The organism is Pseudomonas neuropathica (assembly GCF_051174785.1).
GTDB lineage: Bacteria > Pseudomonadota > Gammaproteobacteria > Pseudomonadales > Pseudomonadaceae > Aquipseudomonas > Aquipseudomonas neuropathica_A.
In genome coordinates this window covers 905,377-926,681 of sequence record NZ_CP195111.1, presented here as the reverse complement: position 1 = coordinate 926,681, position 21,305 = coordinate 905,377, and the positions used below count along the sequence as shown (strand labels likewise).

Sequence of the window (21,305 nt, the reverse complement as noted above, 5' to 3'; positions counted from 1 at the left end):
AGAATGATGTTCCGTTACAGAATAAAATTCTGTAACGGAACGGTATTCTGTCTGCGGGAAATCTGTCAACCTGTGCGTGCTTTCTCAGGGGACACGCTGTGGCCCTTCCAACCTCTACTTTCTGGCCGTGAGCAACATGGACACCGCAGATCTACTTGAACGCAGCTACCCCGGCCGCCGTGCCGAACTCAAGCGCGATATCTTTCGCAAGGCGCTGAGCCTGTTCAACGAGCAGGGGATCGAGGCCACCACCATCGAGATGATTCGCGCCGAATGCGACACCAGCGTCGGGGCGATCTATCACCATTTTGGCAACAAGGAGGGCTTGGTCGCCGCGTTGTTTTTCACCGCGCTGGAGGATCAGGCGCGCCTGCGCGATGCCTATCTGGATGCAGCGCAAACCACCGAGGAGGGTGTGCAGGCGCTGGTGTTCAGCTACGTCGATTGGGTCGAGCGTCAACCGGAGTGGGCGCGTTTCCAGTACCACGCGCGGTTTGCCGTGACCAAAGGGCCGTTCAAGGACGAACTGGCCGAACGCAACAAGACCCGCAATCTGCGTCTGCGTGACTGGCTGGCCGAATCAGGGCGCGCAGCCGAACTCAAGACCTTGCCCGCCGAACTGTTGCCGTCGTTGATCATTGGCCAGGCCGACAGTTACTGCCGTGCCTGGCTGGCGGGGCGGGTGAAGGGCAGTCCGGCGGATTATCGCGAGTTGCTGGCGCAGGCGGCCTGGCGCTCGATTTGCGCCGACGCGCCGCCGGACAGCTGATTTGCGCAGACAAAAAAAGAGCCTCAAAGCTCTTTGATGGGGAGGAAGTGGAGCCCGTGAGGCTCAAAGTGCGCATGAAGCAAGGCACGGGCTTGATTGGGGTTCAGAGCACCCGTGCCTGCGCAGCGCTCGAAGAGCGGAGCCACTGCGTGATTCCATCGTAGGAGTGTGCAAGTGGCGGCTCAAGTACCGCCAGTCGCCGGGGCGGCGGCGCGTTCGACCATGGCCAGGATGGTCGCAAACAGTTCGTCACTGGCCTCTTGCGCGCTGATTTCACCGTTGGCGGCCGCGTGCGACAGCGCTTCGGCCGCGCCGAGCATGGCGCGCAATCCGGCCTGTGTGATCTGCCCGCCGCTGGCGTGCGGTGTCAGATCACGGCGGCATTTTTCGAGGAAGATCGCCTCGTACTCGCGCTTTATCTTCTCCAGTTCCGGGGAGCTCGCCAGCGCGGCGATGATCCCCGGAATTTCGTTGCCCTGCAGCATCACGCACTCAACGTACGCCTTGGCAATGACCGAGGCGATGCCGGTCAGTGTCGGTTCGCTCTGGGCGATGGCGGCGTCCATCAGTACCGTCTGTCGTGCATCGAAATCCCGATAGAGCGCTGCGAGCAATCCGGAGCGCGTGACGAAATGATCGTACACCACCGGTTTAGTCACCCCGGCCATTTCGGCGAGATAACCGAGGGTCAGGGCGTCGGTGCCTTCGGCGCGAATGATTAGCCAGGCGACATCGAGCAATTGGCGCAGACGATCTTCACGGGACAGGCGCCGCCGCGGAGCGGGGGAGTCGGGTTCGCTGATTTCGGTGGTTGACATCGGTTATATACCAAACGTAACTTACTGTTCGTAACTTACCAAGAGTATATAAGCCTTGGTGAACAATCACCAACCGGAGAATTGCCATGCACGCCTTGATCGTCGTCGCGCATCACGACCCACGCTCGCTGACCCACAGCGTCGCCGCGCAAATTGCCGCAAGCCTTGTTCAAGCCAACCCGGCCAACACCTTTGAAATCGCCGATCTCTATGCCGAGGGCTTCGAGCCACGTTTCGGCGCGGCCGATTTCGCCGTGCATCACCGAGAGTCCGCGCCGCCCGCCGATGTAATGGCCGAGCAGGCACGCATCGACCGCGCCGATACCTTGGTGCTGGTGTACCCGGTGTACTGGTGGTCGATGCCGGCGTTGCTCAAAGGCTGGATCGATCGGGTGTTCAGCAATGGCTGGGCCTTCGATTTCAGTGGTGGCCTCAAGCATGTCAAGCTGCTGCAGCGCCTGCGTGTGCATCTGGTCGGCCTCGCCGGCGCGGATGCGCGGACCTATGAACGCCATGGCTATGGCGCGGCGATGAAAGCGCAGATCGACCACGGGATTTTCGATTACTGCGGGGCGACGGTGTTGAGTTCGACGTTGTTGCCGGAATCGGAGTTGCGCGATCCACGGGAGCAGTTGGCGGTTGCAAGGGAGCTCGGTAGCCAAATCTTCACATAACCCCTGTAGGAGCTGCCGAAGGCTGCGATCTTTTGATCTTGTCTTTTAAAAGCAAAATCAAAAGATCGCAGCCTTCAGCAACTCCTACAGTGTTTTTACGGTGTCAGCGGGCGCCGGGCCAGCCTGATTTTTCGAGGGCGGCGAGCAGGGTTTCGGCATCCAGTCCCGGTACTGAATGCCCGTTACCTTCGGTGCTGTCACTGGCCAGCAACGCATTGATGATCGCTTCTTCAACCGCCTCGGTCGCGGCCAGAAACAGCTCGCTGATGTGGTCATTGTTGACCATGCGCAAGCCGTCGCAGGTCGGCGCACCTTTGCCTTCGTAGGCTGCCGGCGGAACGTGAGCATTGCCGGTGGCAAAAGCGATAAAGATGTCGCCGCTGTGATCCTCGTTGCCACCGCCGGTGCGCGCCAGACCGAGGCTCGCACGCTGCGCCAGACGCGTGCATTGATGAGGCAACAGCGGCGCATCGGTGGCCAGGCAGACGACGATCGAACCCATGCCCGGATGGGGCAACGATGCCCGCAAGAACGGCGAATCTTTCTGTTCCATATAGCGCCCGACCGGGTAACCGTCGACCCGCAACTCGTTGCGAATGCCGTGATTGGCCTGCACGATCGCACCGACGGTCCAGCCGCCCTGAGCAGCGTTCAAGCGGCGCGACGCGGTGCCGATGCCACCTTTGAATTCATGGCAGATCATGCCGCTGCCGCCGCCGATGGCGCCTTCCGTCACTGGACCGTCGGCGGCCGCAGCCAGCGCTTCGGCGACGTGTTCAGGCTGGACGTGAAAACCGTTGATGTCATTGAGCAAACCGTCGAAGGTTTCCAGCACCACCGGCATGTTCCAGTAGAGGCGACCGTCGTCGGGTTGCTGCTGGCGATCCAGTGCAATCAATGCATCGCGCACTACACCAAGGCTGTGGGTGTTGGTGAACGCAATCGGGCTGGTCAGCAGACCCGCCTCGCGAATCCACTCAAGTCCAGTGGCGTCACCGTTGCCGTTGAGCACATGCACGCCGGCAAAACACGGTTGCTGGTTGGTCGAACCCGGGCGCGGTTCGATCAGCGTGACGCCGGTGCAGATGTCACGCCCGGCGCTGCTGCGCCCGCGCACATTGCTGTGGCCGACGCGCACGCCGGGGACGTCGGTGATGGCGTTGAGCGGGCCGGGATGCAGTTGGCCGATGCGGATGTTGAGGTCACGGGCGCGAGGTTTCATTGATTTCTGTCTCTCTAAAAAATGCAGGGTTGTGCACTGACCCTGTGGGAGCGAGCCTGCTCGCGAAGGCGTCGGCACTTTCAACACATCAGTGCCTGACCCACCGCTTTCGCGAGCAGGCTCGCTCCCACAGGGTTTTGTGAAATGTTCAAAAACGTATTTATTGGCCGTTCTTGACCTTGCTCCACACTCGCGTGCGCACGCGCTCGGTGGCTTTCGGCAGCGGTTCAAGGGTGTACAGCGTGGCCATCGCTGCGGCGGAGGGATAAACCGCCGGGTTGTCCCGAGTCGCTGCGGCCACCAGCGCTGTCGCCGCGCGGTTGCCATTGGGATACGACAGATGATCACTGACCGGCGCGATCACTTCGGGCCGCAGCAGATAGTCGATAAAGGCCAGACCCTGAGGACGATTCGGCGCGTCCTTGAGCAGTACCAACGTGTCGAACCACACCGGCGCGCCTTCCTTGGGCAGGCTGTAGGCGATCTTCACGCCGTTGTTGGCCTGCTCGGCATTGGTCTTGGCCTCCAGCATCGCGCCCGACCAGCCCACCGCCACGCAGATGTTGCCGTTGGACAGGTCGCTGATGAATTTCGACGAATTGAAATAAGCGATATGCGGACGCAATTTCAGCAGCAGCGCTTCGGCTTTTTTATAGTCTTCAGGATCGGTGCTGTTTGGTGGCAGCCCCAGATAATGCAGGGCGACCGGCAGCATCTCCGACGGCGAATCGAGCATCGCCACTCCGCACTGGCCGAGTTTGGCAAGGTTGTCTTCGTTGAACACCAGATCCCACGAGTCCACCGGCGCCTTGTCGCCCAGCGCCGCGTGCACTTTATCGATGTTGTAACCGATGCCGTTGGTGCCCCACAGGTACGGCACCGCGTATTGATTGCCGGGATCGTTGTTGGCCAGTTTCGCCAGCAGGTCGTTGTCGAGATTCTTCCAGCCCGGCAATTGATCGCGCGGCAGCGGGGCGAGGGCGCCGGCCTTGATCAGCGTCGGCAGGCTGAAGTTGCTCGCCACTACCACGTCGTAGCCGCTGCGGCTGGTCATCAGTTTGCCTTCGAGGACTTCGGCACTGTCGAAGGTGTCGTAGACCGGCTGGATACCGCTGTCGCGCTGGAAATCGTGGAGGGTGTTCGGGCCGATGTAGTCGTACCAGTTGTAGACGTGCACGCTCGGTGCGTCGGCGGCCATGGCGATCGAGCTGGCGCTGAGACCGGCCAGCAGGCCCAGTTTTATGCTGAGGTTGATACAGCCACGGTGACGACGCATGATGCGGCACTCCTGGCCTGTGCAGGCCGGTGATGAACAGGAGTGCTCAGCCTATCGGGCCGGTCACGCCTGACCCATTCCCATCATGGGTTACTCAAAAGGGGTAGTGCGTGGACGCGTTGTTGCAGGAACTGCCAGTGCATCAAAGCCTGGCGCGGGTATTTGCCGGTGTCGGTCAGGACAGTTTCTGGCGTGCGCTGGTGGACACGTTGCGGCTGCTGGTGCCGCTGGACAACGCGCTGGTGGCGCTGATGAAAGCCGGTCAGGCGCCGCAGTTGCTGATCGACTTCGACAGCCAGGGCCGCGCCGACGAGCAGGAAGAGCTGGCTGGTTACAGCGCCGGTATGTACCTGCTCGATCCGTTTTATCAAACCGCCTCGACCGGCATTGCCGACGGCTTGCACAGCCTCGCCTCGGTGGCGCCGGACCAGTTTCTGCACAGCGAGTACTACCAGAGCTATTTTCGTTCAGTGGTGGGCGAGGACGAGTTGCAGTTCATGATCAACGTCGAGGGCGGCGTGCTCGGTTTGTCATTGGGCCGTTCGACGCCGTTCGACATGGCCGAGCAGGGCAGGTTGCTGTGCGTGCGCGATTGGGTGTTGGCGGCGATGCGTCGGCATGTGCAGTTGTTGCCGCCGCAGGGCACAGTGGCGGAAACGCCGGTCGGTGATCTGGCAACATTGCTCGACCGTTTCGATGCGCGGCTGACGGTGCGTGAGGTCGATACGGCGCGGCTGATACTGCAGGGCTTCTCCAGCAAGGCGATGGCCCAGCAGATGGGCATCTCGCCGGAGACGGTCAAGGTGCATCGGCGCAATCTGTATCACAAGCTCAATGTCACCGGGCATGGTGAGTTGTTTGCGCTGGTGTTGCGCCCACCGGTTATCTGAAGAACACCGATAACCTTGTGGGAGCGAGCCTGCTCGCGAATGCGATGCATCAGTCAACATCACGGGGACTGGCAAACCGCTTTCGCGAGCAGGCTCGCTCCCACAGGGGATACGGGGGGTTCAGGGGATCGTAGGGTGTCAGGGGGTGCGCTGGAAGACGAGGGCTTTGAGTCCGCTTTCAGGATCAATGTCCGGGAACTCCGGCGGATTTTCCAGCCGCTCTACAAAACGCAGACTCGGCGCTTCCTGGGTTACGCCATCAATCAGAAAGTCCGAACCAAACGCCGGATCATTCATGCACGCCAGCACGGTACCTTGCGCCGTAAGCAATTCCGGCAAACGACGCAGCACGCGCTGGTAATCCTTGGTCAGCAGGAAACTGCCTTTCTGGAACGACGGTGGATCGATGATCACCAGATCATACGGGCCGCTGTTGATCACCTTGCCCCAGGACTTGAACAGGTCGTGGCCGAGGAAGCTGACTTTGCTCAGGTCATGGCCGTTCAAGCGATGGTTGTCGCGGCCACGGCTCAGGGCCGCGCGGGACATGTCCAGATTGACCACATGACTGGCGCCACCCTCAATGGCCGCCACGGAAAAACCACAGGTGTAGGCAAACAGATTCAATACGCGTTTGCCGCTGGCCTGTTCGCGCACCCAATTGCGCCCGTAACGCATGTCGAGAAACAGCCCGGCGTTCTGCTTGCGCCCCAGATCGACGCGATACTGCAAGCCGCCCTCGACGATGCTCATTTCGTCGATCTCTTCACCCAGCAGCCATTCGGCGGTGCTCTGCGGCAGATAGCGATGCTGGATCAACAGCGTGTGCGCGCCAGCCTGTTTCCATTCGGCGGAATCGGTGAGCTCCAGCAGCAACGCTTTGAGATTGTCCAGTTGCTCAGGCACCGGTTCCTTGAACAGCGACACCAGCACCACGCCTTGCAGCCAGTCCACGGTCAACTGCTCCAGCCCGGCCCAGCAGCGCCCGCGCCCGTGGAACAGGCGACGGGTTTCGCTTGGTGCTGCAGCGAGGGCCGGCAGCAGATGGGCGTGGAGAATGGCGAGGGCTTCAGGGTTCATCAGTCAGGATCGGCAAGCAAAAGGGCCGGCATTTTAACCACAAATACGCCGTCGCGAACGATTGCCTGCGACGGGCAAAAATGGCCTTTCGCAAAAGACCTGTATCAAAAATGAATTTCTGCAGAGCCCGCTGCTCATACCAGTTAAGCAGCGGATTCAAGCCGCTAAATCGTTAATGCAATTCAGGGAGTGCAGTTCCATGTGCCCAACACCTACGGCGAGCGCGCACCTTCCTGACGGATTGATTCTGGTGGTTGAGGACGATCCGTTGATTCTGGAGTTTCTCTGCGAAATTCTTCAGGAGGAAGGTTTCAAGGTCGAGCCGCAGAACAGTGCCGACGCCGCATCACTTTACCTTGAGAAACATGCCCCGAACGTGGCGTTGCTACTGACCGACATCACCATGCCCGGCACCCTCAATGGCGCAGATCTGGCCAACCTGGTCGGCGACCGCTGGCCGGAAAAACCGGTGATGGTCATGTCCGGCTATGAAACGCCCGAGTCCTCCGGGGTCAAGCATTCGGTGGCGTTCATCAAGAAGCCATGGGCTATTGGGCAATTGCTCGACTGCGTCGACAGCGCTTTCAAATCCAAGGCACCGCGTCTGCACTGACACGCTGGGTGAATCGGCCGGGCAAGTGCTACATTGCCCGCCCGGTCTTTTGCCAGAGGATGCGAACCTTTGTCTGCTCACGATGCTGTATTCGATCGCGCGTTCGGCGCGTTTCTGTTCGACATGGACGGCACTGTCCTCAATTCCATCGCCGCCGCCGAGCGGATCTGGGCAGCCTGGGCCGTGCGCCATGGCGTCGATGTGGAAGTCTTTTTGCCGACCATTCATGGCGTGCGCGCCATTGACACCATCACCCGTCTGAACCTGCCGGGGGTGGATGCCGAGGCACAAGCGGCATTCATCACCGAGGCGGAAATCGAAGACGTTGAAGGCATTGTCGAGATCCCGGGCGCGGCGAAGTTTCTCAACAGCCTGCCGAAAGATCGCTGGGCGATGGTGACATCGGCGCCAAGGGATCTGGCCTTGCGGCGGATGGCGGCGGCGGGGATTCCAGAGCCTGCGGTGATGATCACCGCTGAAGATGTGAAGGCCGGCAAACCTGATCCGTCCGGCTATTTACTGGCGGCCAAACGTCTTGGTCTGGAAGCGCGTGATTGCCTGATCTTCGAGGACGCCACTGTCGGCATTCAGGCTGCCGAAGCGGCCGGTGCACCGCTGATGATCATCACTACGACGCATCAGCATCCGCTGGAAACGGCCCATGCGACGTTGGCCAGTTATGCTGCGGTCAGCGTTGAAGTCGACAGTAACGGCCTGCACCTGCAACGCAACTGACACAACACAATCTCTGTGGGAGCGAGCCTGCTCGCGAAAGCATTGTCATAGCCAATATTGATCTTGGCTGACCCACCGCTTTCGCGAGCAGGCTCGCTCCCACATTTTTCCAGTGTGGATTGAAGATCAATAAACCCCCGGCACCAACCGCCAACTCCGCGCGCAATAAGCCTCATACTCCGCCCCAAACTGCGCTCGCAGCAGCGCCTCCTCCGAATGAATCCGGGCAATCAACGGGATCAAGGTCAGCGCCGCCAGCAACAGCCCGACCACCGAACGAAACGCCAGCGCCCAGCCCACGGCATTGATCACCAGCCCCAGATAGCTTGGATTGCGCAGGTGCTGGTAGATGCCATCGGTGACCAGCCGATGCCCCGGCTGAATCGCCACCAGTCCACTGAAACGCCGCCCCAGCACAAACACCGGCCACAGCCTTAACGCGCCGCCGATGATGAACAGCAGTGCGCCGAGCCAGCGCACGCCTTCGCCGCCAAACGTCCAGAAATTTACCCGGTCGCAATAGGCCGGCAAGAATCCACTGACCAGCCCGATCGCCCCAAACGCTGGAATCACCCAGCGATTGGCGCGGTCTTCACGTTCGCCGGAACTAAGGTTGACCTCGCTGAACAGTGAAGCGATCACCATGGCCACCGTCGCCAGTGCGACGATCACCAGCGAACCTTGGGAAAAGAACATCGCCACGCCGCCAATGCCCCACACGGCCAGACCCAGATAAGCGAGGGTGGCGAGTACCGCGACGACGGTCATTTGTGCGGACATTTTCATGGTCACCTCACGGCTGGGGGCGTATCCGATGAGTGTAGATCCACCGCAAAACCTGTGGGAGCGAGCCTGCTCGCGAAGGCGTTGGCTCAGTCAAATTCGATGTTGGATGAGCCGGCCCGTTCGCGAGCAAGCTCGCTCCCACAGGGATCTGCGTCGTACAGAGAATGCGAGATCACTTCTGAACCTGTGGGAGCGAGCCTGCTCGCGAAGAGGGCATGTCAGTCAGCAGATACCTTGTCGTCAGTCAGGACTTTGCGGAAGGTCTCGACCAACGGCCGCAAATTGATCCGGTGCCACGCCGCCCACAACGGCGTGGTCAATGTCAGCCATGGTAATTCACGCAACACCACACCCGGCGGGGCGTTGTGGCTCAGGCCTTTCTGAATCATCGCAATCCCCAGCCCCGATGCGACCAGCCCCAGTGCCGTAAACGGCTCGCTCGCCTGCATGCGCACATCCGGGGTGAAGCCGGCGCGGATGCACGCGCTGACAAACTCATCGTTGGCATCCTGACGCGGCTGCACGCCGATCCACTCCTGAGCGGCCAGATCCTCCGGCTTCAACGCAGCCTGCTGCGCTAACGGATGATGTTCCGGCAACGCCAGCAGCATCGGCTCATCCAGCACCTGAAAGCCCAATAGATCAGGATCGTCATCGGTCGGCGGTTCGCTCACCAAGGCAATATCGAGGCTACGCTGACGCAGGCCCTCCAATTGCTCGGCGGAACTGAGGTTGTACAGCGCGACGTGTACGTTGGGACGATCCGCGCGCAACACGCGCAAGGCATTGGGCAGCACGCCGGCATGCATGGCGTTTTCGATATAGCCAATGCACAAGCCACCTTCTTCGCCGCGACCGAGGCGTTTGCCGAGGGATTCGAGGCGATTGGCGTGGGTCAGCAGGGCGCGGGTTTCGGCAAGAAAAGTCTGGCCGTCGCGGGTCAGGCGAATGCGTTGCTGGCTGCGCTCGAACAGCGTCAGGCCCAAGCGCTCTTCGAGCTGGGCGATCTGCCGGCTCAGTGGCGACTGGGAAATATGCAGCCGTTCGGCGGCGCGGCCGACGTGTTCTTCCTCGGCGACTACAACGAAGTAGCGCAATTGGCGGATATCGATCATGTCAGACCTGTAGGGACTCAAGTGCTGCGTATTATGTCTTGGACGGTCTCGGTGTCGCAATCTAGGATCTGCTCAACGGTCACACAGACCCAGAACCTATCGAGGAAAAACCCATGAGCTTGAAAGACAAACTGCCCGGCCAGCTGGGCTTCGGCACCGCACCACTGGGCAACATGTTCCGCGCCATCCCCGAAGAAGAAGCGCAGGCCACCGTGCATGCCGCGTGGGATGCCGGCGTGCGTTACTTCGACACTGCGCCGTTCTACGGCTCCGGTCTGTCGGAGATCCGCCTCGGTGAAGCGCTGAAGCAATACAGGCGTGACGACTATGTGCTCAGCAGCAAGGTCGGTCGGGTCATCCTCGATGAAGTCGAAGACACCGCCGCCCGTGATCTCGGCGAAAAAAGTGGTGTATTCGAACACGGTCGCCCGAACAAAATCGTCAACGATTACAGCGCCGACGCAACGCTGCGCTCGATCGAGGACAGCCTCAAACGCCTGCAAACCGATCGCCTCGATATCGTCTGGGTGCACGACATCGCGCAGGATTTCTACGGTGATCAGTGGCTGGAATACTTCAACCAGGCCCGCACTGGCGCGTTCAGAGTCCTCAGCCGGTTGCGCGAAGAAGGCGTGATCAAGGGCTGGGGTCTGGGCGTGAACAAGGTCGAGCCGTGCGAACTGACCCTCGACCTCAGCGAAGCGCAGCCGGATGGTTTCCTGTTGGCCGGTCGCTACACGCTGCTCGACCACGAACGCCCGTTGCAACGCCTGATGGAAGCGGCCCGGGCGCAGAACGTTGAAATCGTCGTCGGTGGCCCTTATAGCTCGGGCATCCTCGCCGGTGGCTCGCACTTCGAATACCAGCAGGCCAGCCCCGAGGTCATCGCCAGGGTCGAGCAGATCAAACGCATCGCCGCAGCCTACAACGTTGATGTCAAAGCCGCTGCGCTACAGTTCTCGCTGGCTAACCCTGCTGTTGCGGCGGTCATTCCCGGCGCAAGCAAACCCGGCCGAATTGCTGAAGACGTCGCCGCATTGTCAGCCGTTATTCCTGCCGGTTTCTGGCAGGCGATGCGCGACGCCCGACTGGTTTCCGAACGTGCACCATTGCCAATCGATGAGGTGAAAGCATGAAGATTGATCTGAGTGGAAAACTGGCCATCGTCAGCGGCAGCACCGCCGGCATTGGACTGGGGATCAGCCAGTCGTTGGCCGAATCTGGCGCCACAGTGGTGGTGATCGGTCGCGATACCGCCAAGGTCGAGCAGGCGCTCGCGAGCATTCGCGAGAAGGTGCCGGGCGCGCAATTGCGTGGTTTGACGGCGGATCTGGGCACCGCTGAAGGTGCGCAAAAACTGTTCGCCGCTGAACCGCGTGCCGACATTCTGGTGAACAACCTCGGCATCTTCAATGATGTGGATTTCTTCGAAGCGCCGGACAGCGAGTGGACGCGCTTCTATGAGGTCAACGTGATTTCCGGCGTGCGTCTGTCCCGGCATTACGTGCCGGCGATGGTCGAGCAGGGCTGGGGACGAGTGATCTTTTTGTCTTCGGAATCCGGCGTGGCAACGCCAGCGGACATGATCAACTATGGCGTGACCAAAAGCGCCAATCTGGCGGTGTCCCACGGCTTGGCCAAACGTCTGGCTGGCACCGGAGTGACGGTCAATGCGATCCTGCCGGGGCCGACCTTCACCGACGGCCTGGGGGACATGCTCAAGGAGGCCGCTGCCGAATCCGGGCGCAACCTGCGCGATGAAGCCGACGCCTTTGTACGCAAGGCCCGCCCGACCTCGATCATCCAGCGCGTGGCGGATGTTGAAGAGGTCGCGCATCTGGTGACCTACATTGCTTCGCCGCTGTCCTCGGCCACCACCGGCGCTGCTTTGCGCGTCGATGGCGGCGTGGTCGACAGCCTGACCATCTGAATTCTGGAGAGACGTTTATTTATGCCTACAGCATCCGCAACCATCGACATCCCGGCCTCGGCCGATCAGGTCTGGCAATTGATCGGCGGCTTCAACACGCTGCCCGATTGGCTGCCCTTTATTCCCAACAGTGAACTGAGCGACGGCGGCCGCGTGCGCACCCTGCAAACCGCTGACGGCGGGGTGGTGGTCGAGCGCCTGCAAGTGTTCGATAACGCGGCGAGAACCTACAGCTATTCGATTGAGCAGGCGCCGTTTCCGGCGACTGATTACCTGGCGACGATCAAGGTTGAAGCCCAGGGGCAGGGCGCGCGGGTGACTTGGTCGGGGCGTTTCAACGCCAAAGGCGTGAGTGATGAGGAAGTGGTGGCGTTGTTCAGCGGCATCTATCAGGGTGGCCTCGAAGCGCTGCGCGCCAATTACCCCGGTTAATCATCCACCACGATAACCTGTGGGAGCGAGCTTGCTCGCGAAGAGGGACTGTCAGGCAACATCTTTGTTGAATGACACACCGCTTTCGCGAGCAGGCTCGCTCCCACATTGATTGCATTCCAAGGTGGGAATCAGGAATTTTCGATCAGGCTCTGCCGGCAATCGAGCACCAGTTTCGCCCCACCGAGATCACTGCTGCCGACTTCAAGACTGAAGCCATGCAAGCTGACAATCGCCGCCACAATCGACAGCCCCAAGCCAAAGCCACCTTGCGGCTGCCCACCCTCGGCACGATAAAAACGTTGGAACACCGCCTCGCGCTCAGCCTCGGGAATCCCCGGTCCTGAGTCGTGCACTTCAATCCGCGTCTGCCCACCCGCGTTGACCCCACGCAACATCACCGTGCCGCCGACCGGGGTGAACTTGATCGAGTTGCTGAGCAGATTCGCCAGCGCCTCGAACAGCAATGCCCGATCACCGTTTAGCGCCGGTAATGTTTCCGGCATGTTCAAGTCGAAACGCAGCTCGCCTTCCTCAGCCAATGGCAAATAAAACTCGTGCAGTTCTTCCAGCAGTTGCACCGGGTCGAGTTCGACAAAACCTGAACGGCGTTGGCGATCTTCCAGTTCGGAAATCCGCAGCAACCCGCGAAACCGCGCCATCAGCGTGTCTGCTTCGGCCAGTACCAGATCCAGTTGCGCCGCTTCCTGCGAGCCTTCGCCGGCCTGTTGCTGCATGCGATACAACTGCGCGCGCAGGCGCGTCAGCGGCGTGCGCAAGTCATGGGCGATGTTGTCGCAGACGCCTTTGACTTCGTTCATCAAACGCTCGATGCGCTCCAGCATGGCGTTGACGATGGCGGCGAGCATGTCCAGTTCATCGCGGCGATTGGACAGCGGCAAACGGTGGGTCAGGTCGCCGGCAACAATCGCCTGAGCGCTGTCCTGAATCGCCCGGATGCGCCGCAACGGCCGACGCCGCAGTAAATGCCAACCGGCAATCCCCGGCAAAATGGTCAGCGACACGCCCCAGAACAACGCATGCAAAATGATCCGCGTCACCGCAAACAGCGAGCCGTTGTCGCGCAGCAACACCAGCCAGCGGCCGTCGCGGGTTTGCGTGGCGACCGCGTCGCAGCTGTCATTGGGCAGGGTCGGGTCGTCGGAGTCGGCGCATTCGGCGAGCATATGGATCTTGCCGTCCAGCGGCAGCCCTTCGGGGATCTGCTGCAACGCGCCACCAAGATAGACGCCTTGCGCGTCGAACAGGCCATAAGCGTCGATGCCGCGAATGTCGAAGGTCATGCTGGCGGCGAGGGCGTCTTCCAGTTGCTCGCCGCGAAAGTGCGAAAACAGGTGCTGACGTTGCATCAGCGAATGTTTGGCGAGGTTGTCGAGGTAGCCGGAGACCTCGTAATACATGACCCCCATGAGGATCGCGCTCCAGGCCACGAACAGCGAACTGTACAGCGCCAGCAAACGGCTGCTGGAGGAGCGCCAGCCGTCAGACGGGTTCGGCAATGACATAACCCGAACCCCGTACGGTGCGGATCAGCGGCACATGGCCGGCCGCGTCGATCTTCTTGCGCAGACGGCCGATGTGCACGTCGATCAGGTTGGTGCCAGGGTCGAAGTGATAGCCCCAGACCTCTTCGAAAATCATCATCCGCGAGAGGATCTGGCCGCTGTTGCGCATCAGGAATTCCAGCAGTTTGTATTCGGTCGGCAGCAGCGTCAGCACCTGCTCGGCGCGGCGCGCTTCGTGACTGATCAAGTCGAGTTCCAGGTCGGCCACCTGCAACGTTGTTGCCTGGGTGGCGCCGCTGTTCTGCCGACGCAGCAACACTTCAACCCGCGCGGCCATTTCATCGGTGGCGAACGGTTTGGTCAGGTAATCATCGCCGCCGGCGCGCAGACCGCGTACGCGCTCATCGACATCGGAGAGGGCGCTGATCATCAGAATCGGTGTGGCCACGCCCATGGTGCGCAGGGTGGTGACGATGGCCAGGCCATCGAGTTCGGGCAGCATGCGGTCGAGGGTGATCAGGTCGTAGTTGCCGCTCACGGCGCGGTCGAGGCCTTCGCGGCCATTGTCGACCCAGTCGACGTCGAGCCCGTGGCTGCTCAGTTCGGCGACGATCTCCCGGGCGGTCACGGCGTCGTCTTCGATGGTCAAGATACGAGTCATAGGCAGGCCTGCTGATCGGTTCAAACGGAATGGCAGCATTTTGCCAAGAAAATCCGACGACGCTTTAAATTAACTTTCATGTTCACCTGTCACAAACGCAAATTTCGAGCGCTATTGGTAATCGAGGCCAATGCATAAAACCCGCTGTTATGTGGCTGTTGTTGCAATTTGCATGGTCTGAGGAAGTTCATTCTTTCTAAGCGATTGAAACTAAAGGGTTTATTTAATTTCCGCGAATGGCACGGTCGCTGCAATTCCTCTGATGACGAGTTGTAACACCATTTTTCATGCCTGGAGCAGAACAACAATGAATAGATCCCCTGATGGGTTTTATCCCGCCGTTGAAGAGTCGAGCAGCGTTTCGGGCGTGTCCTGGGGCGCGATCTTCGCAGGTGCTGCGGCTGCCGCTGCACTGTCGATGATTCTGGTCCTGCTCGGGTTCGGTTTGGGTTTCTCTGCCGTTTCACCGTGGGCCGGAGAGGGCGTCAGCGCCAAGGGCCTGGGCATTTCGACAATCGTCTGGCTGGCGGCGACGCAGATCATCGCTTCCGGCATGGGTGGCTACATCGCCGGTCGCCTGCGGGTGAAGTGGGCGAACATGCACGGTGACGAGGTGTATTTCCGCGACACCGCGCATGGCTTCCTTGCCTGGTGTGTGGCTACGTTGGTTACCGCAGTGCTGGTGGTCGGTTCGGTCAGCAGCGTCATCAGTGGTGGTGTGCAGGCCGGTGCCAGTGTTGCTGGCGGTGCCGCCGGTGCCATGACTCAAGCAGCCGGTACCGCAGCGGCGAACACTGACAGTAACCAGTATGGTTATTACATCGACAGCCTGTTCCGCGATGACCGTCCAGCCTCCGTCAGCGATGACGCCGCGCATGGCGCCGTGGCCCGAATCTTTGCGCAAAGTCTGGCCAACGGTCAGCTGAGTGCCGAAGACCGTACCTACCTTGCGCAACTGGTCGCCCAACGGACCAACCTGACTCAGGCCGATGCCGAGCGCCGCGTCGATGAAATCTACGCCCGCACCCAGAAAGCCCTGGCCGACGCCAAGCTGAAAGCTCAACAAGCCGCCGACACCGCCGCGAAGGTCGCTGCCTGGACCTCGCTGTGGATGTTCATCTCGCTGTTGGCCGGTGCGTTCTTCGCCAGCCTCGCGGCTACCTATGGCGGTCGTCGTCGGGATGCCGTCGAGTACGTTGAAGTCGACACCTACACCACGACCACTCCGGTCCGTTAAACAAGGAGAACCACCATGCGCTCACTACTGCTGTTTTTCCTCGGCGTACCGATCCCGATCATCATCCTGATCGCTCTGTTCGTGCACTGATTGCTCCATTGAGGCCCATGCCTCGGCCGCTTTCACCTTCGGGTGAAGGCGGCTTTTTCATTTATGGCTCAGAGAGTCATCAGTACGGCTTGCAAGGATATTCGAACTAGTATTTCTGACAGGTGTCGTCGCGAAAGGTAAGTGCTGGAATCGGGGCAGAAATGAACACGATGTTTATTCACGTTTGCTTCGAGGGACTGACATGAACACGCGATTGAAACTAGAGGGCGCAGGAACGCCCGATCCGGCTTTTTCCGATCTCGGGGTATTAAAGTTTCCATTCAATGGATTGCCTGATATTCGATCAGCAGCAGTCTTGGCATTGCCTGACAAAAAGACCCTTGTCGGATTTTACCCGCTTGAATTATATGGGCGTGCCACAGTTGCACGGTTCCACGAGGATGGAGCGCTGGATACGGCATTTGGCGAGGGAAAGGGATTTGTAGAGATCACCTTGGAAAAAGCGACCATGGCGCATGTGATGAAGCTCAGCCTTCTGAAAGATGGCGCCTGGTTGTTACAGGGCACCTATGAGCAGGAAGGCTATGTAGAAGGTATTGCGCTCGTACGTTGTCTCCCTGACGGGAAGCAAGATCAGTCTTTCGGTGAGAAAGGTGTTCGTTACCTTCGTTTTGATCAAATGGACAAACCTGAATCACGTACAACCGGCAACTCGAAGTCAGCCTCGCGACATTGGAAAAGAGCCTTTTCTTCGGGGGGGAGTGCGGGCTCCGGCATGTCCATGGCTCAGCAATCCGACGGCAAATTGGTCGTGATCTTCTATCTCTATAACGATGAGTCCGCAAAGTGGCGTGGCATCGTGCTGCGACTGAACGCGGACGGAACCAGCGACAAGACGTTCAACGATCACGGATTCGCCCTGATCGACTTCGACAACAGTTCCAATTATGCCTTGGGTGTCGCCGTTCAGTCAGACGGGAAGATCCTTGTCTGTGGCCGATACTTTGACGCTGCGCCGGGACAAGGCGGCTATCTAGTGCGTTTCGATGCGTTCGGGCGTATCGATACCACATTCAACGGTGGTGAAGTATTCAAACTGAAGACTCACTATGAGGAATTCAACGCTGTATCGGTCAGAGACAGCGATGGCCTTATCGTCGTCGCTGGTGCTGCCGCCGCTGAGGGCAAACGGCAAGGTGCACTGGTCGTTTTGAACGCTAATGGCAGCTACAACCGGGTCTTTAACCAAGGGAAACCCTTGTACTCGCCATTGCTGAAGTCGGGCATTCATTGGAAAAATTGCGTGGTCCAGACCGATGGGTCGATTGTTGTCGGTGGGCATGGCAGCGGCGCATTCATCAACGGTAGCGATTTGTGCGTGGTTGGTCGTTTTCTGGTTGATGGGTCTCTGGACAAGACGTTCAATAATGAAGGCTTTGCCGTTTTCGGGATTGAAGGAAAGCAGTGTTATTACAAGGACATGAGCTTGATGGAAGATGGACGAATTATTGCGTGCGGTGAACAGTGGCTCGATTACGGTTGGGGACATTTGATCGGCGGGTGGGTCATACGCTTTCTGGTTTGACACAGTGGAAAGTTGATTCTCTGCCTTGGTCGCTTCCATCTTCGGGTGGAAGCGGCTTTTTGCTTTCTGCGGAGGCAACGGCGAGAATCGCCGCCGGAAGCGGATTGGCCGCTTTTACAGCTTTTTAAGGATGAACACGTTGGACAAGAAGGAAATCAAACGCCAGTTGGTGGAAATGCTCGAAGCCGGGCGCTCGAAAACCGAAACGTTCAAGGCGTTGTCGGGCGGAGCGGTCAAGGATCGCGTGTTGGCGGCCTGGATCGGGGGGCGTCCGGATCCGGCCCTCAGAGCAAAGCATTCACTCAAAGTCACTTTGCTGGTCGTGTTGACCTGCATCCAGGCATTGATCGGCGCAGTCTTCGGTTTCTTCCTGTTCTATGACGCAAGCGCCGGCCTGGCACTGACCATGTTGCTGATCGCTGGCGGCATTCCGTTGTTGTTTGCATGGGGTTTCTACAAGAACGTTGCGGCGGCTTACACCGTTTACGTCCTGCTCACCATCAGTCAGGTTTCACGCATGTTCAAGGGCTATGAGGAGGATCCGCTGTCGACCGTGATCGCCGTCGGCATCACCCTGGCCATCGTGTTCTACGCCGCCTGGATCAAATCCCTGCTGTTCCCGGACCTCGGTTTCATCGGCGCGAAGAAGATCAAAGGGCAGTTCGTCTTCTCCAATTGATCGTTGGACAATCCAACCGCTTTCACTGGCCTGGATCAATATTTTCTGTGGCGAGATCGCCTAACGTAAATGATCCCGGCCTTTGCTGAGGTATGAACTACAGTGCTTCACGCGCACCTTGTTGCGCTGACGAAGTACCCGCGTCGACGCCCCCTCATAGCCACAATAAACGCGTCGACACGGTGTAGTGCAGCAAGGAGCTGACACCACCTCAACCGAACTTTCACGGATGAACATCGTAATGCACTGCCAAGAAAGAACTTTCGATATCCAGCCGTTGGCGCAGGCGGATATGACCGTCCACATCAACGGTCAAGCTGTCACCGCTGCTATCGGCGAAACCGTGCTCAGCGTTATTCAATCCCTCGGCGTACGCCAGATTGCCCGCAACGATCACAACCAGATCACGGGCGCCTACTGCGGCATGGGCGTGTGCCAGTGCTGTCTGGTGAAAATCAATGGCCGGCACAAACGCCGTGCCTGTCAGACCGTCGTGCGCGACGGCATGCAGATCGAAACCCAGGTCAACCGCATCACCACGCAAGAGGTGATCGTATGAGCCAGCAACCGGTAATCGTCGGCGGTGGCCCGGCGGGGATGGCAGCAGCCATCGAACTGGCACGCCACGGTGTGCGCTGCACCTTGCTCGAAGAAGCTTCGCGCCTCGGCGGGGTGGTCTATCGCGGTCCGCTGCGTGACGGCGTGCAACTGGATTATCTCGGCCCGCGCTACTCCGAAGCACTGGGCAAACTGCACGGTGATTTTCAGGAGCAGGCCGGGCTGATCGACGTGCGCCTCAACCATCGCGTGGTCGGCGCCGAAGGCACCCGCGCTTTGGTAGTGCTGGATGGCGACGAGCAGTTGCACGAAATCGAGTATCCGCAATTGCTCTTGGCCGCCGGTTGCCATGAACGCAGCGTGCCGTTTCCCGGCTGGACCTTGCCGGGGGTGATCATGCTCGGCGGTCTGCAACTGCAAATCAAAAGCGGTGTGGTCAAGCCACAAGGGCCGGTGATCATCGCCGGTACCGGGCCGTTGTTGCCGTTGGTGGCGACGCAGTTGCATGCCTCGGGCGTCAGCGTCGCGGGCGTGTATGAGGCGTGTGCGTTCGGCAAGATCGCCCGTGAGAGCCTGGCATTGCTGAACAAGCCGCAACTGTTCCTCGATGGCTTGAGCATGCTCGCCTACCTGAAACTGCACGGCATCCCGATGAACTACGGCTGGGGCGTGGTCGAAGCGCACGGCGAAGGCGAGCTGAAAAGCGTCAGCGTCGCGCCGTACTCGGCCACCTGGGAACCGGACATGAGCCGCGTCGAGCGCTTCGAAGCCAAGACCCTCGCGGTCGGTTACGGCTTTATTCCGCGCACCCAACTGAGTCAGCAGATGGGCCTGGATCACGGCTTCAGCGACGACGGTTATCTGCGCGCCAACGCCAACGTCTGGCAGCAAAGCAACGAACCTCACGTGCATCTAGCCGGCGACATGGGCGGAATTCGCGGCGGTGAAGCGGCGATGCTCGCTGGCAAGATCGCGGCGACCTCGATTCTGCTGCAACGCGGTGTGCTCGAAGAGGAACTGGCGCGGGTTCGTCGTGACCGTTACCTGAGCAAACTCAAAGCCATCGTGCGTTTCCGCGCTGCCGTGGATCGCTACACCGAACGCGGCGTTGGCCAGACCGCATTGCCTGCCGCGGATACGGTGATCTGCCGTTGCGAACACGCCACCCGCGCCGACATCGACCTGGCGCTGGAGCAGGGCGTGCAAGACATCGCCAGCCTGAAAATGCGCACCCGCGTGAGCATGGGCGATTGTCAGGGGCGGATGTGCGTCGGCTACTGCAGCGATCGCCTGCGTCAAGCGACCGGCCGCAAGGACGTTGGGTGGCTGCGCCCGCGTTTCCCGATCGATCCGATTCCTTTTTCCGCGTTCCAGTCTGTCGGCACGGAGGCCGCTGCCCATGAGTAAGTTCTATGACGTGGTCATTGCCGGTGGTGGCGTGATCGGGGCGTCCTGCGCCTATCAATTGTCCAAACGCAAAAATCTCAAGGTCGCACTGATCGACGCCAAGCGTCCGGGCAACGCGACCCGGGCGTCGGCCGGTGGTTTGTGGGCGATCGGTGAGTCGGTCGGCCTCGGCTGCGGGGTGATTTTCTTCCGCATGATGTCGGCCAACCGCAAGCGCGAAACCCAGGGCGCAGCCGTGGCCGTGGACGCCAGTACGCCGCACATTCTGCCGGAGTCGTTTTTCGATTTTGCCCTGCAGTCCAACGCGTTGTACCCGGCGCTGCACCGTGAGCTGAAAGACAATCACGGGATGGATTTCAAGTTCGAAAAGACCGGGTTGAAATTCGTCATCTACGACGACGAAGACCGGCTCTACGCCGAGCACATCGTCGGTTGCATTCCGCATCTGGCCGATCAGGTGCGCTGGCTCGATCAGGCGGCGCTGCGCGAGGCTGAACCGAGCGTCAGCCATGAAGCACGCGGGGCGCTGGAGTTTCTCTGCGACCATCAGGTCAGCCCGTTCCGCCTCGCCGATGCCTACATGGAAGGCGCGCGGCAGAACGGCGTCGATATCTTCGTCAACACCAATGTCACTGGCGTGTTGCATCACGGCAGTCGCGTCACTGGTGTGCAGACGGCCGAGGAGGGTGTGTTCCACTGCAAGACGCTGATCAACGCCAGCGGCGCGTGGGCGGCGGATTTGAGTGAGTGGGCCACGGGCATTCGCATCCCGGTGAAACCGGTGAAAGGTCAGATTCTGTTGACCGAGCGCATGCCGAAAATCCTCAACGGCTGCCTGACCACCAGCGATTGCTACGTGGCGCAGAAGGATAACGGCGAGATCCTGATCGGTAGCACCACCGAAGACAAAGGCTTCGACGTCACCACCACCTACCCGGAAATAGCCGGACTGGTGCAGGGCGCGGTGCGGTGTCTGCCGGAACTCAAGGACGTGAATCTGAAACGCACGTGGGCGGGGTTGCGTCCGGGCTCGCCGGATGAGTTGCCGATTCTCGGGCCGATGCGCGGGGTGGAGGGTTATCTGAATGCCTGCGGACATTTCCGCACCGGGATTCTGACCTCGGCGATTACCGGTGTGTTGCTGGACAAACTGGTCAACGATGAACCGCTGCCGCTGGATATCTCGCCGTTTCTGGCGGATCGCTTTGAAACAGCCCAGGTCAAGCAATCACTGGAATTAGAACTGGCTTAGGCCTTGGCT

The 21,305-nt window shown here is 60.0% G+C and carries 22 protein-coding genes; 14 read left to right on the top strand and 8 right to left on the bottom strand.

Annotated elements, in window-relative coordinates; translation table 11 throughout:
* Nucleotides 1-136 precede the first annotated feature (136 nt).
* Nucleotides 137-769: a TetR/AcrR family transcriptional regulator gene (locus ACRRSD_RS04240; protein ID WP_435037244.1), complete on the top strand. Its 633-nt coding sequence runs from the start codon at nucleotides 137-139 to the stop codon at nucleotides 767-769.
* A 182-nt stretch (nucleotides 770-951) separates the two neighbouring features.
* Here ACRRSD_RS04240 and ACRRSD_RS04235 read toward each other — a convergent pair whose 3' ends face one another.
* A complete protein-coding gene (locus tag ACRRSD_RS04235; RefSeq protein WP_435037243.1) occupies nucleotides 952-1,587 on the bottom strand; it encodes a TetR/AcrR family transcriptional regulator in 636 nt (211 codons plus the stop codon).
* 86 nt (nucleotides 1,588-1,673) lie between these two features.
* Between ACRRSD_RS04235 and ACRRSD_RS04230 the strand changes: the two genes are divergently transcribed.
* Nucleotides 1,674-2,261: an NAD(P)H-dependent oxidoreductase gene (locus tag ACRRSD_RS04230; protein ID WP_435037242.1), complete on the top strand. Its 588-nt coding sequence runs from the start codon at nucleotides 1,674-1,676 to the stop codon at nucleotides 2,259-2,261.
* Nucleotides 2,262-2,364: 103 nt separating this feature from the next.
* On the opposite strand, the gene ACRRSD_RS04225 is transcribed toward ACRRSD_RS04230, so the two are convergent.
* Entirely contained in the window at nucleotides 2,365-3,483 is a 1,119-nt protein-coding gene (locus ACRRSD_RS04225; protein WP_435037241.1) for a P1 family peptidase, read from the bottom strand.
* Nucleotides 3,484-3,643: 160 nt separating this feature from the next.
* On the bottom strand, nucleotides 3,644-4,759 hold the full coding sequence (locus ACRRSD_RS04220; RefSeq protein ID WP_435037240.1) for an extracellular solute-binding protein: 1,116 nt from the start codon (nucleotides 4,757-4,759) through the stop codon (nucleotides 3,644-3,646).
* Between the two features lie 110 nt (nucleotides 4,760-4,869).
* Between ACRRSD_RS04220 and ACRRSD_RS04215 the strand changes: the two genes are divergently transcribed.
* Nucleotides 4,870-5,649 (top strand): helix-turn-helix transcriptional regulator, encoded by a 780-nt coding sequence (locus tag ACRRSD_RS04215; RefSeq protein WP_435037239.1) that lies wholly within the window; start codon nucleotides 4,870-4,872, stop codon nucleotides 5,647-5,649.
* 138 nt (nucleotides 5,650-5,787) lie between these two features.
* Here the strand turns inward: ACRRSD_RS04215 and ACRRSD_RS04210 are convergent, their stop codons facing one another.
* Nucleotides 5,788-6,729: a class I SAM-dependent methyltransferase gene (locus ACRRSD_RS04210; RefSeq protein ID WP_435037238.1), complete on the bottom strand. Its 942-nt coding sequence runs from the start codon at nucleotides 6,727-6,729 to the stop codon at nucleotides 5,788-5,790.
* Between the two features lie 199 nt (nucleotides 6,730-6,928).
* Here ACRRSD_RS04210 and ACRRSD_RS04205 point away from each other — a divergent pair, with 199 nt between their 5' ends.
* Together ACRRSD_RS04205 and ACRRSD_RS04200 are read left to right on the top strand one after the other, a co-directional pair.
* Nucleotides 6,929-7,342 (top strand): response regulator, encoded by a 414-nt coding sequence (locus ACRRSD_RS04205; RefSeq protein ID WP_435037237.1) that lies wholly within the window; start codon nucleotides 6,929-6,931, stop codon nucleotides 7,340-7,342.
* Between the two features lie 69 nt (nucleotides 7,343-7,411).
* Nucleotides 7,412-8,077, top strand: coding sequence for an HAD family hydrolase (locus tag ACRRSD_RS04200; RefSeq protein WP_435037236.1), 666 nt, complete (start codon nucleotides 7,412-7,414; stop codon nucleotides 8,075-8,077).
* A gap of 126 nt (nucleotides 8,078-8,203) precedes the next feature.
* Here the strand turns inward: ACRRSD_RS04200 and ACRRSD_RS04195 are convergent, their stop codons facing one another.
* Nucleotides 8,204-8,863: a methyltransferase family protein gene (locus tag ACRRSD_RS04195; protein ID WP_435037235.1), complete on the bottom strand. Its 660-nt coding sequence runs from the start codon at nucleotides 8,861-8,863 to the stop codon at nucleotides 8,204-8,206.
* A gap of 218 nt (nucleotides 8,864-9,081) precedes the next feature.
* The gene (locus ACRRSD_RS04190; RefSeq protein WP_435037234.1) at nucleotides 9,082-9,978 is read right to left on the bottom strand and encodes a LysR substrate-binding domain-containing protein; all 897 of its coding nucleotides are present in this window, start codon (nucleotides 9,976-9,978) and stop codon (nucleotides 9,082-9,084) included.
* A gap of 113 nt (nucleotides 9,979-10,091) precedes the next feature.
* Here ACRRSD_RS04190 and ACRRSD_RS04185 point away from each other — a divergent pair, with 113 nt between their 5' ends.
* From ACRRSD_RS04185 to ACRRSD_RS04175, 3 genes are read left to right on the top strand one after another with little or no spacing between them, the layout of a single operon-like run.
* Nucleotides 10,092-11,114 carry an aldo/keto reductase gene (locus ACRRSD_RS04185; RefSeq protein ID WP_435037233.1) on the top strand — a complete coding sequence of 341 codons (1,023 nt, stop codon included), beginning with the start codon at nucleotides 10,092-10,094 and terminating at the stop codon, nucleotides 11,112-11,114.
* Nucleotides 11,111-11,908: an SDR family NAD(P)-dependent oxidoreductase gene (locus ACRRSD_RS04180; RefSeq protein ID WP_435037232.1), complete on the top strand. Its 798-nt coding sequence runs from the start codon at nucleotides 11,111-11,113 to the stop codon at nucleotides 11,906-11,908. The genes ACRRSD_RS04185 and ACRRSD_RS04180 overlap by 4 nt, the downstream gene beginning before the upstream one ends.
* A gap of 21 nt (nucleotides 11,909-11,929) precedes the next feature.
* Nucleotides 11,930-12,340 (top strand): SRPBCC family protein, encoded by a 411-nt coding sequence (locus tag ACRRSD_RS04175; protein WP_435037231.1) that lies wholly within the window; start codon nucleotides 11,930-11,932, stop codon nucleotides 12,338-12,340.
* A 131-nt stretch (nucleotides 12,341-12,471) separates the two neighbouring features.
* On the opposite strand, the gene ACRRSD_RS04170 is transcribed toward ACRRSD_RS04175, so the two are convergent.
* The gene (locus ACRRSD_RS04170; RefSeq protein ID WP_150793667.1) at nucleotides 12,472-13,866 is read right to left on the bottom strand and encodes a sensor histidine kinase; all 1,395 of its coding nucleotides are present in this window, start codon (nucleotides 13,864-13,866) and stop codon (nucleotides 12,472-12,474) included.
* Nucleotides 13,844-14,527 carry a response regulator transcription factor gene (locus tag ACRRSD_RS04165; RefSeq protein WP_095118280.1) on the bottom strand — a complete coding sequence of 228 codons (684 nt, stop codon included), beginning with the start codon at nucleotides 14,525-14,527 and terminating at the stop codon, nucleotides 13,844-13,846. The genes ACRRSD_RS04170 and ACRRSD_RS04165 overlap by 23 nt, the downstream gene beginning before the upstream one ends.
* A gap of 307 nt (nucleotides 14,528-14,834) precedes the next feature.
* Here ACRRSD_RS04165 and ACRRSD_RS04160 point away from each other — a divergent pair, with 307 nt between their 5' ends.
* The 6 genes from ACRRSD_RS04160 (at nucleotide 14,835) to hcnC (ending at nucleotide 21,296) form a co-directional block, all read left to right on the top strand.
* Nucleotides 14,835-15,764 (top strand): hypothetical protein, encoded by a 930-nt coding sequence (locus ACRRSD_RS04160; RefSeq protein WP_435037230.1) that lies wholly within the window; start codon nucleotides 14,835-14,837, stop codon nucleotides 15,762-15,764.
* Between the two features lie 292 nt (nucleotides 15,765-16,056).
* The gene (locus ACRRSD_RS04155; protein ID WP_435037229.1) at nucleotides 16,057-17,400 is read left to right on the top strand and encodes a hypothetical protein; all 1,344 of its coding nucleotides are present in this window, start codon (nucleotides 16,057-16,059) and stop codon (nucleotides 17,398-17,400) included.
* Between the two features lie 139 nt (nucleotides 17,401-17,539).
* Entirely contained in the window at nucleotides 17,540-18,079 is a 540-nt protein-coding gene (locus tag ACRRSD_RS04150; RefSeq protein WP_435037228.1) for a hypothetical protein, read from the top strand.
* A gap of 241 nt (nucleotides 18,080-18,320) precedes the next feature.
* Complete coding sequence (gene hcnA / locus ACRRSD_RS04145) at nucleotides 18,321-18,638, top strand: cyanide-forming glycine dehydrogenase subunit HcnA (protein WP_435037227.1); 318 nt, start codon at nucleotides 18,321-18,323, stop codon at nucleotides 18,636-18,638.
* Complete coding sequence (gene hcnB / locus ACRRSD_RS04140; protein WP_093441066.1) at nucleotides 18,635-20,044, top strand: cyanide-forming glycine dehydrogenase subunit HcnB; 1,410 nt, start codon at nucleotides 18,635-18,637, stop codon at nucleotides 20,042-20,044. The genes hcnA and hcnB overlap by 4 nt, the downstream gene beginning before the upstream one ends.
* Complete coding sequence (hcnC, locus tag ACRRSD_RS04135; RefSeq protein WP_435037226.1) at nucleotides 20,037-21,296, top strand: cyanide-forming glycine dehydrogenase subunit HcnC; 1,260 nt, start codon at nucleotides 20,037-20,039, stop codon at nucleotides 21,294-21,296. Before hcnB ends, hcnC begins: the two co-directional genes overlap by 8 nt.
* Nucleotides 21,297-21,305: the final 9 nt, after the last annotated feature.

Excerpts from the sequence above, each read along its gene's own strand:
- ACRRSD_RS04240 (WP_435037244.1), top strand. The coding sequence starts at position 137 with ATGGACACCGCAGATCTACTTGAACGCAGCTACCCCGGCCGCCGTGCC.
- ACRRSD_RS04235 (WP_435037243.1), bottom strand. The coding sequence starts at position 1,587 with ATGTCAACCACCGAAATCAGCGAACCCGACTCCCCCGCTCCGCGGCGG.
- ACRRSD_RS04230 (WP_435037242.1), top strand. The coding sequence starts at position 1,674 with ATGCACGCCTTGATCGTCGTCGCGCATCACGACCCACGCTCGCTGACC.
- ACRRSD_RS04225 (WP_435037241.1), bottom strand. The coding sequence starts at position 3,483 with ATGAAACCTCGCGCCCGTGACCTCAACATCCGCATCGGCCAACTGCAT.
- ACRRSD_RS04220 (WP_435037240.1), bottom strand. The coding sequence starts at position 4,759 with ATGCGTCGTCACCGTGGCTGTATCAACCTCAGCATAAAACTGGGCCTG.
- ACRRSD_RS04210 (WP_435037238.1), bottom strand. The coding sequence starts at position 6,729 with ATGAACCCTGAAGCCCTCGCCATTCTCCACGCCCATCTGCTGCCGGCC.
- ACRRSD_RS04205 (WP_435037237.1), top strand. The coding sequence starts at position 6,929 with ATGTGCCCAACACCTACGGCGAGCGCGCACCTTCCTGACGGATTGATT.
- ACRRSD_RS04195 (WP_435037235.1), bottom strand. The coding sequence starts at position 8,863 with ATGAAAATGTCCGCACAAATGACCGTCGTCGCGGTACTCGCCACCCTC.
- ACRRSD_RS04190 (WP_435037234.1), bottom strand. The coding sequence starts at position 9,978 with ATGATCGATATCCGCCAATTGCGCTACTTCGTTGTAGTCGCCGAGGAA.
- ACRRSD_RS04185 (WP_435037233.1), top strand. The coding sequence starts at position 10,092 with ATGAGCTTGAAAGACAAACTGCCCGGCCAGCTGGGCTTCGGCACCGCA.
- ACRRSD_RS04180 (WP_435037232.1), top strand. The coding sequence starts at position 11,111 with ATGAAGATTGATCTGAGTGGAAAACTGGCCATCGTCAGCGGCAGCACC.
- ACRRSD_RS04175 (WP_435037231.1), top strand. The coding sequence starts at position 11,930 with ATGCCTACAGCATCCGCAACCATCGACATCCCGGCCTCGGCCGATCAG.
- ACRRSD_RS04170 (WP_150793667.1), bottom strand. The coding sequence starts at position 13,866 with ATGTCATTGCCGAACCCGTCTGACGGCTGGCGCTCCTCCAGCAGCCGT.
- ACRRSD_RS04165 (WP_095118280.1), bottom strand. The coding sequence starts at position 14,527 with ATGACTCGTATCTTGACCATCGAAGACGACGCCGTGACCGCCCGGGAG.
- ACRRSD_RS04160 (WP_435037230.1), top strand. The coding sequence starts at position 14,835 with ATGAATAGATCCCCTGATGGGTTTTATCCCGCCGTTGAAGAGTCGAGC.
- ACRRSD_RS04155 (WP_435037229.1), top strand. The coding sequence starts at position 16,057 with ATGAACACGCGATTGAAACTAGAGGGCGCAGGAACGCCCGATCCGGCT.
- hcnA (WP_435037227.1), top strand. The coding sequence starts at position 18,321 with ATGCACTGCCAAGAAAGAACTTTCGATATCCAGCCGTTGGCGCAGGCG.
- hcnB (WP_093441066.1), top strand. The coding sequence starts at position 18,635 with ATGAGCCAGCAACCGGTAATCGTCGGCGGTGGCCCGGCGGGGATGGCA.
- hcnC (WP_435037226.1), top strand. The coding sequence starts at position 20,037 with ATGAGTAAGTTCTATGACGTGGTCATTGCCGGTGGTGGCGTGATCGGG.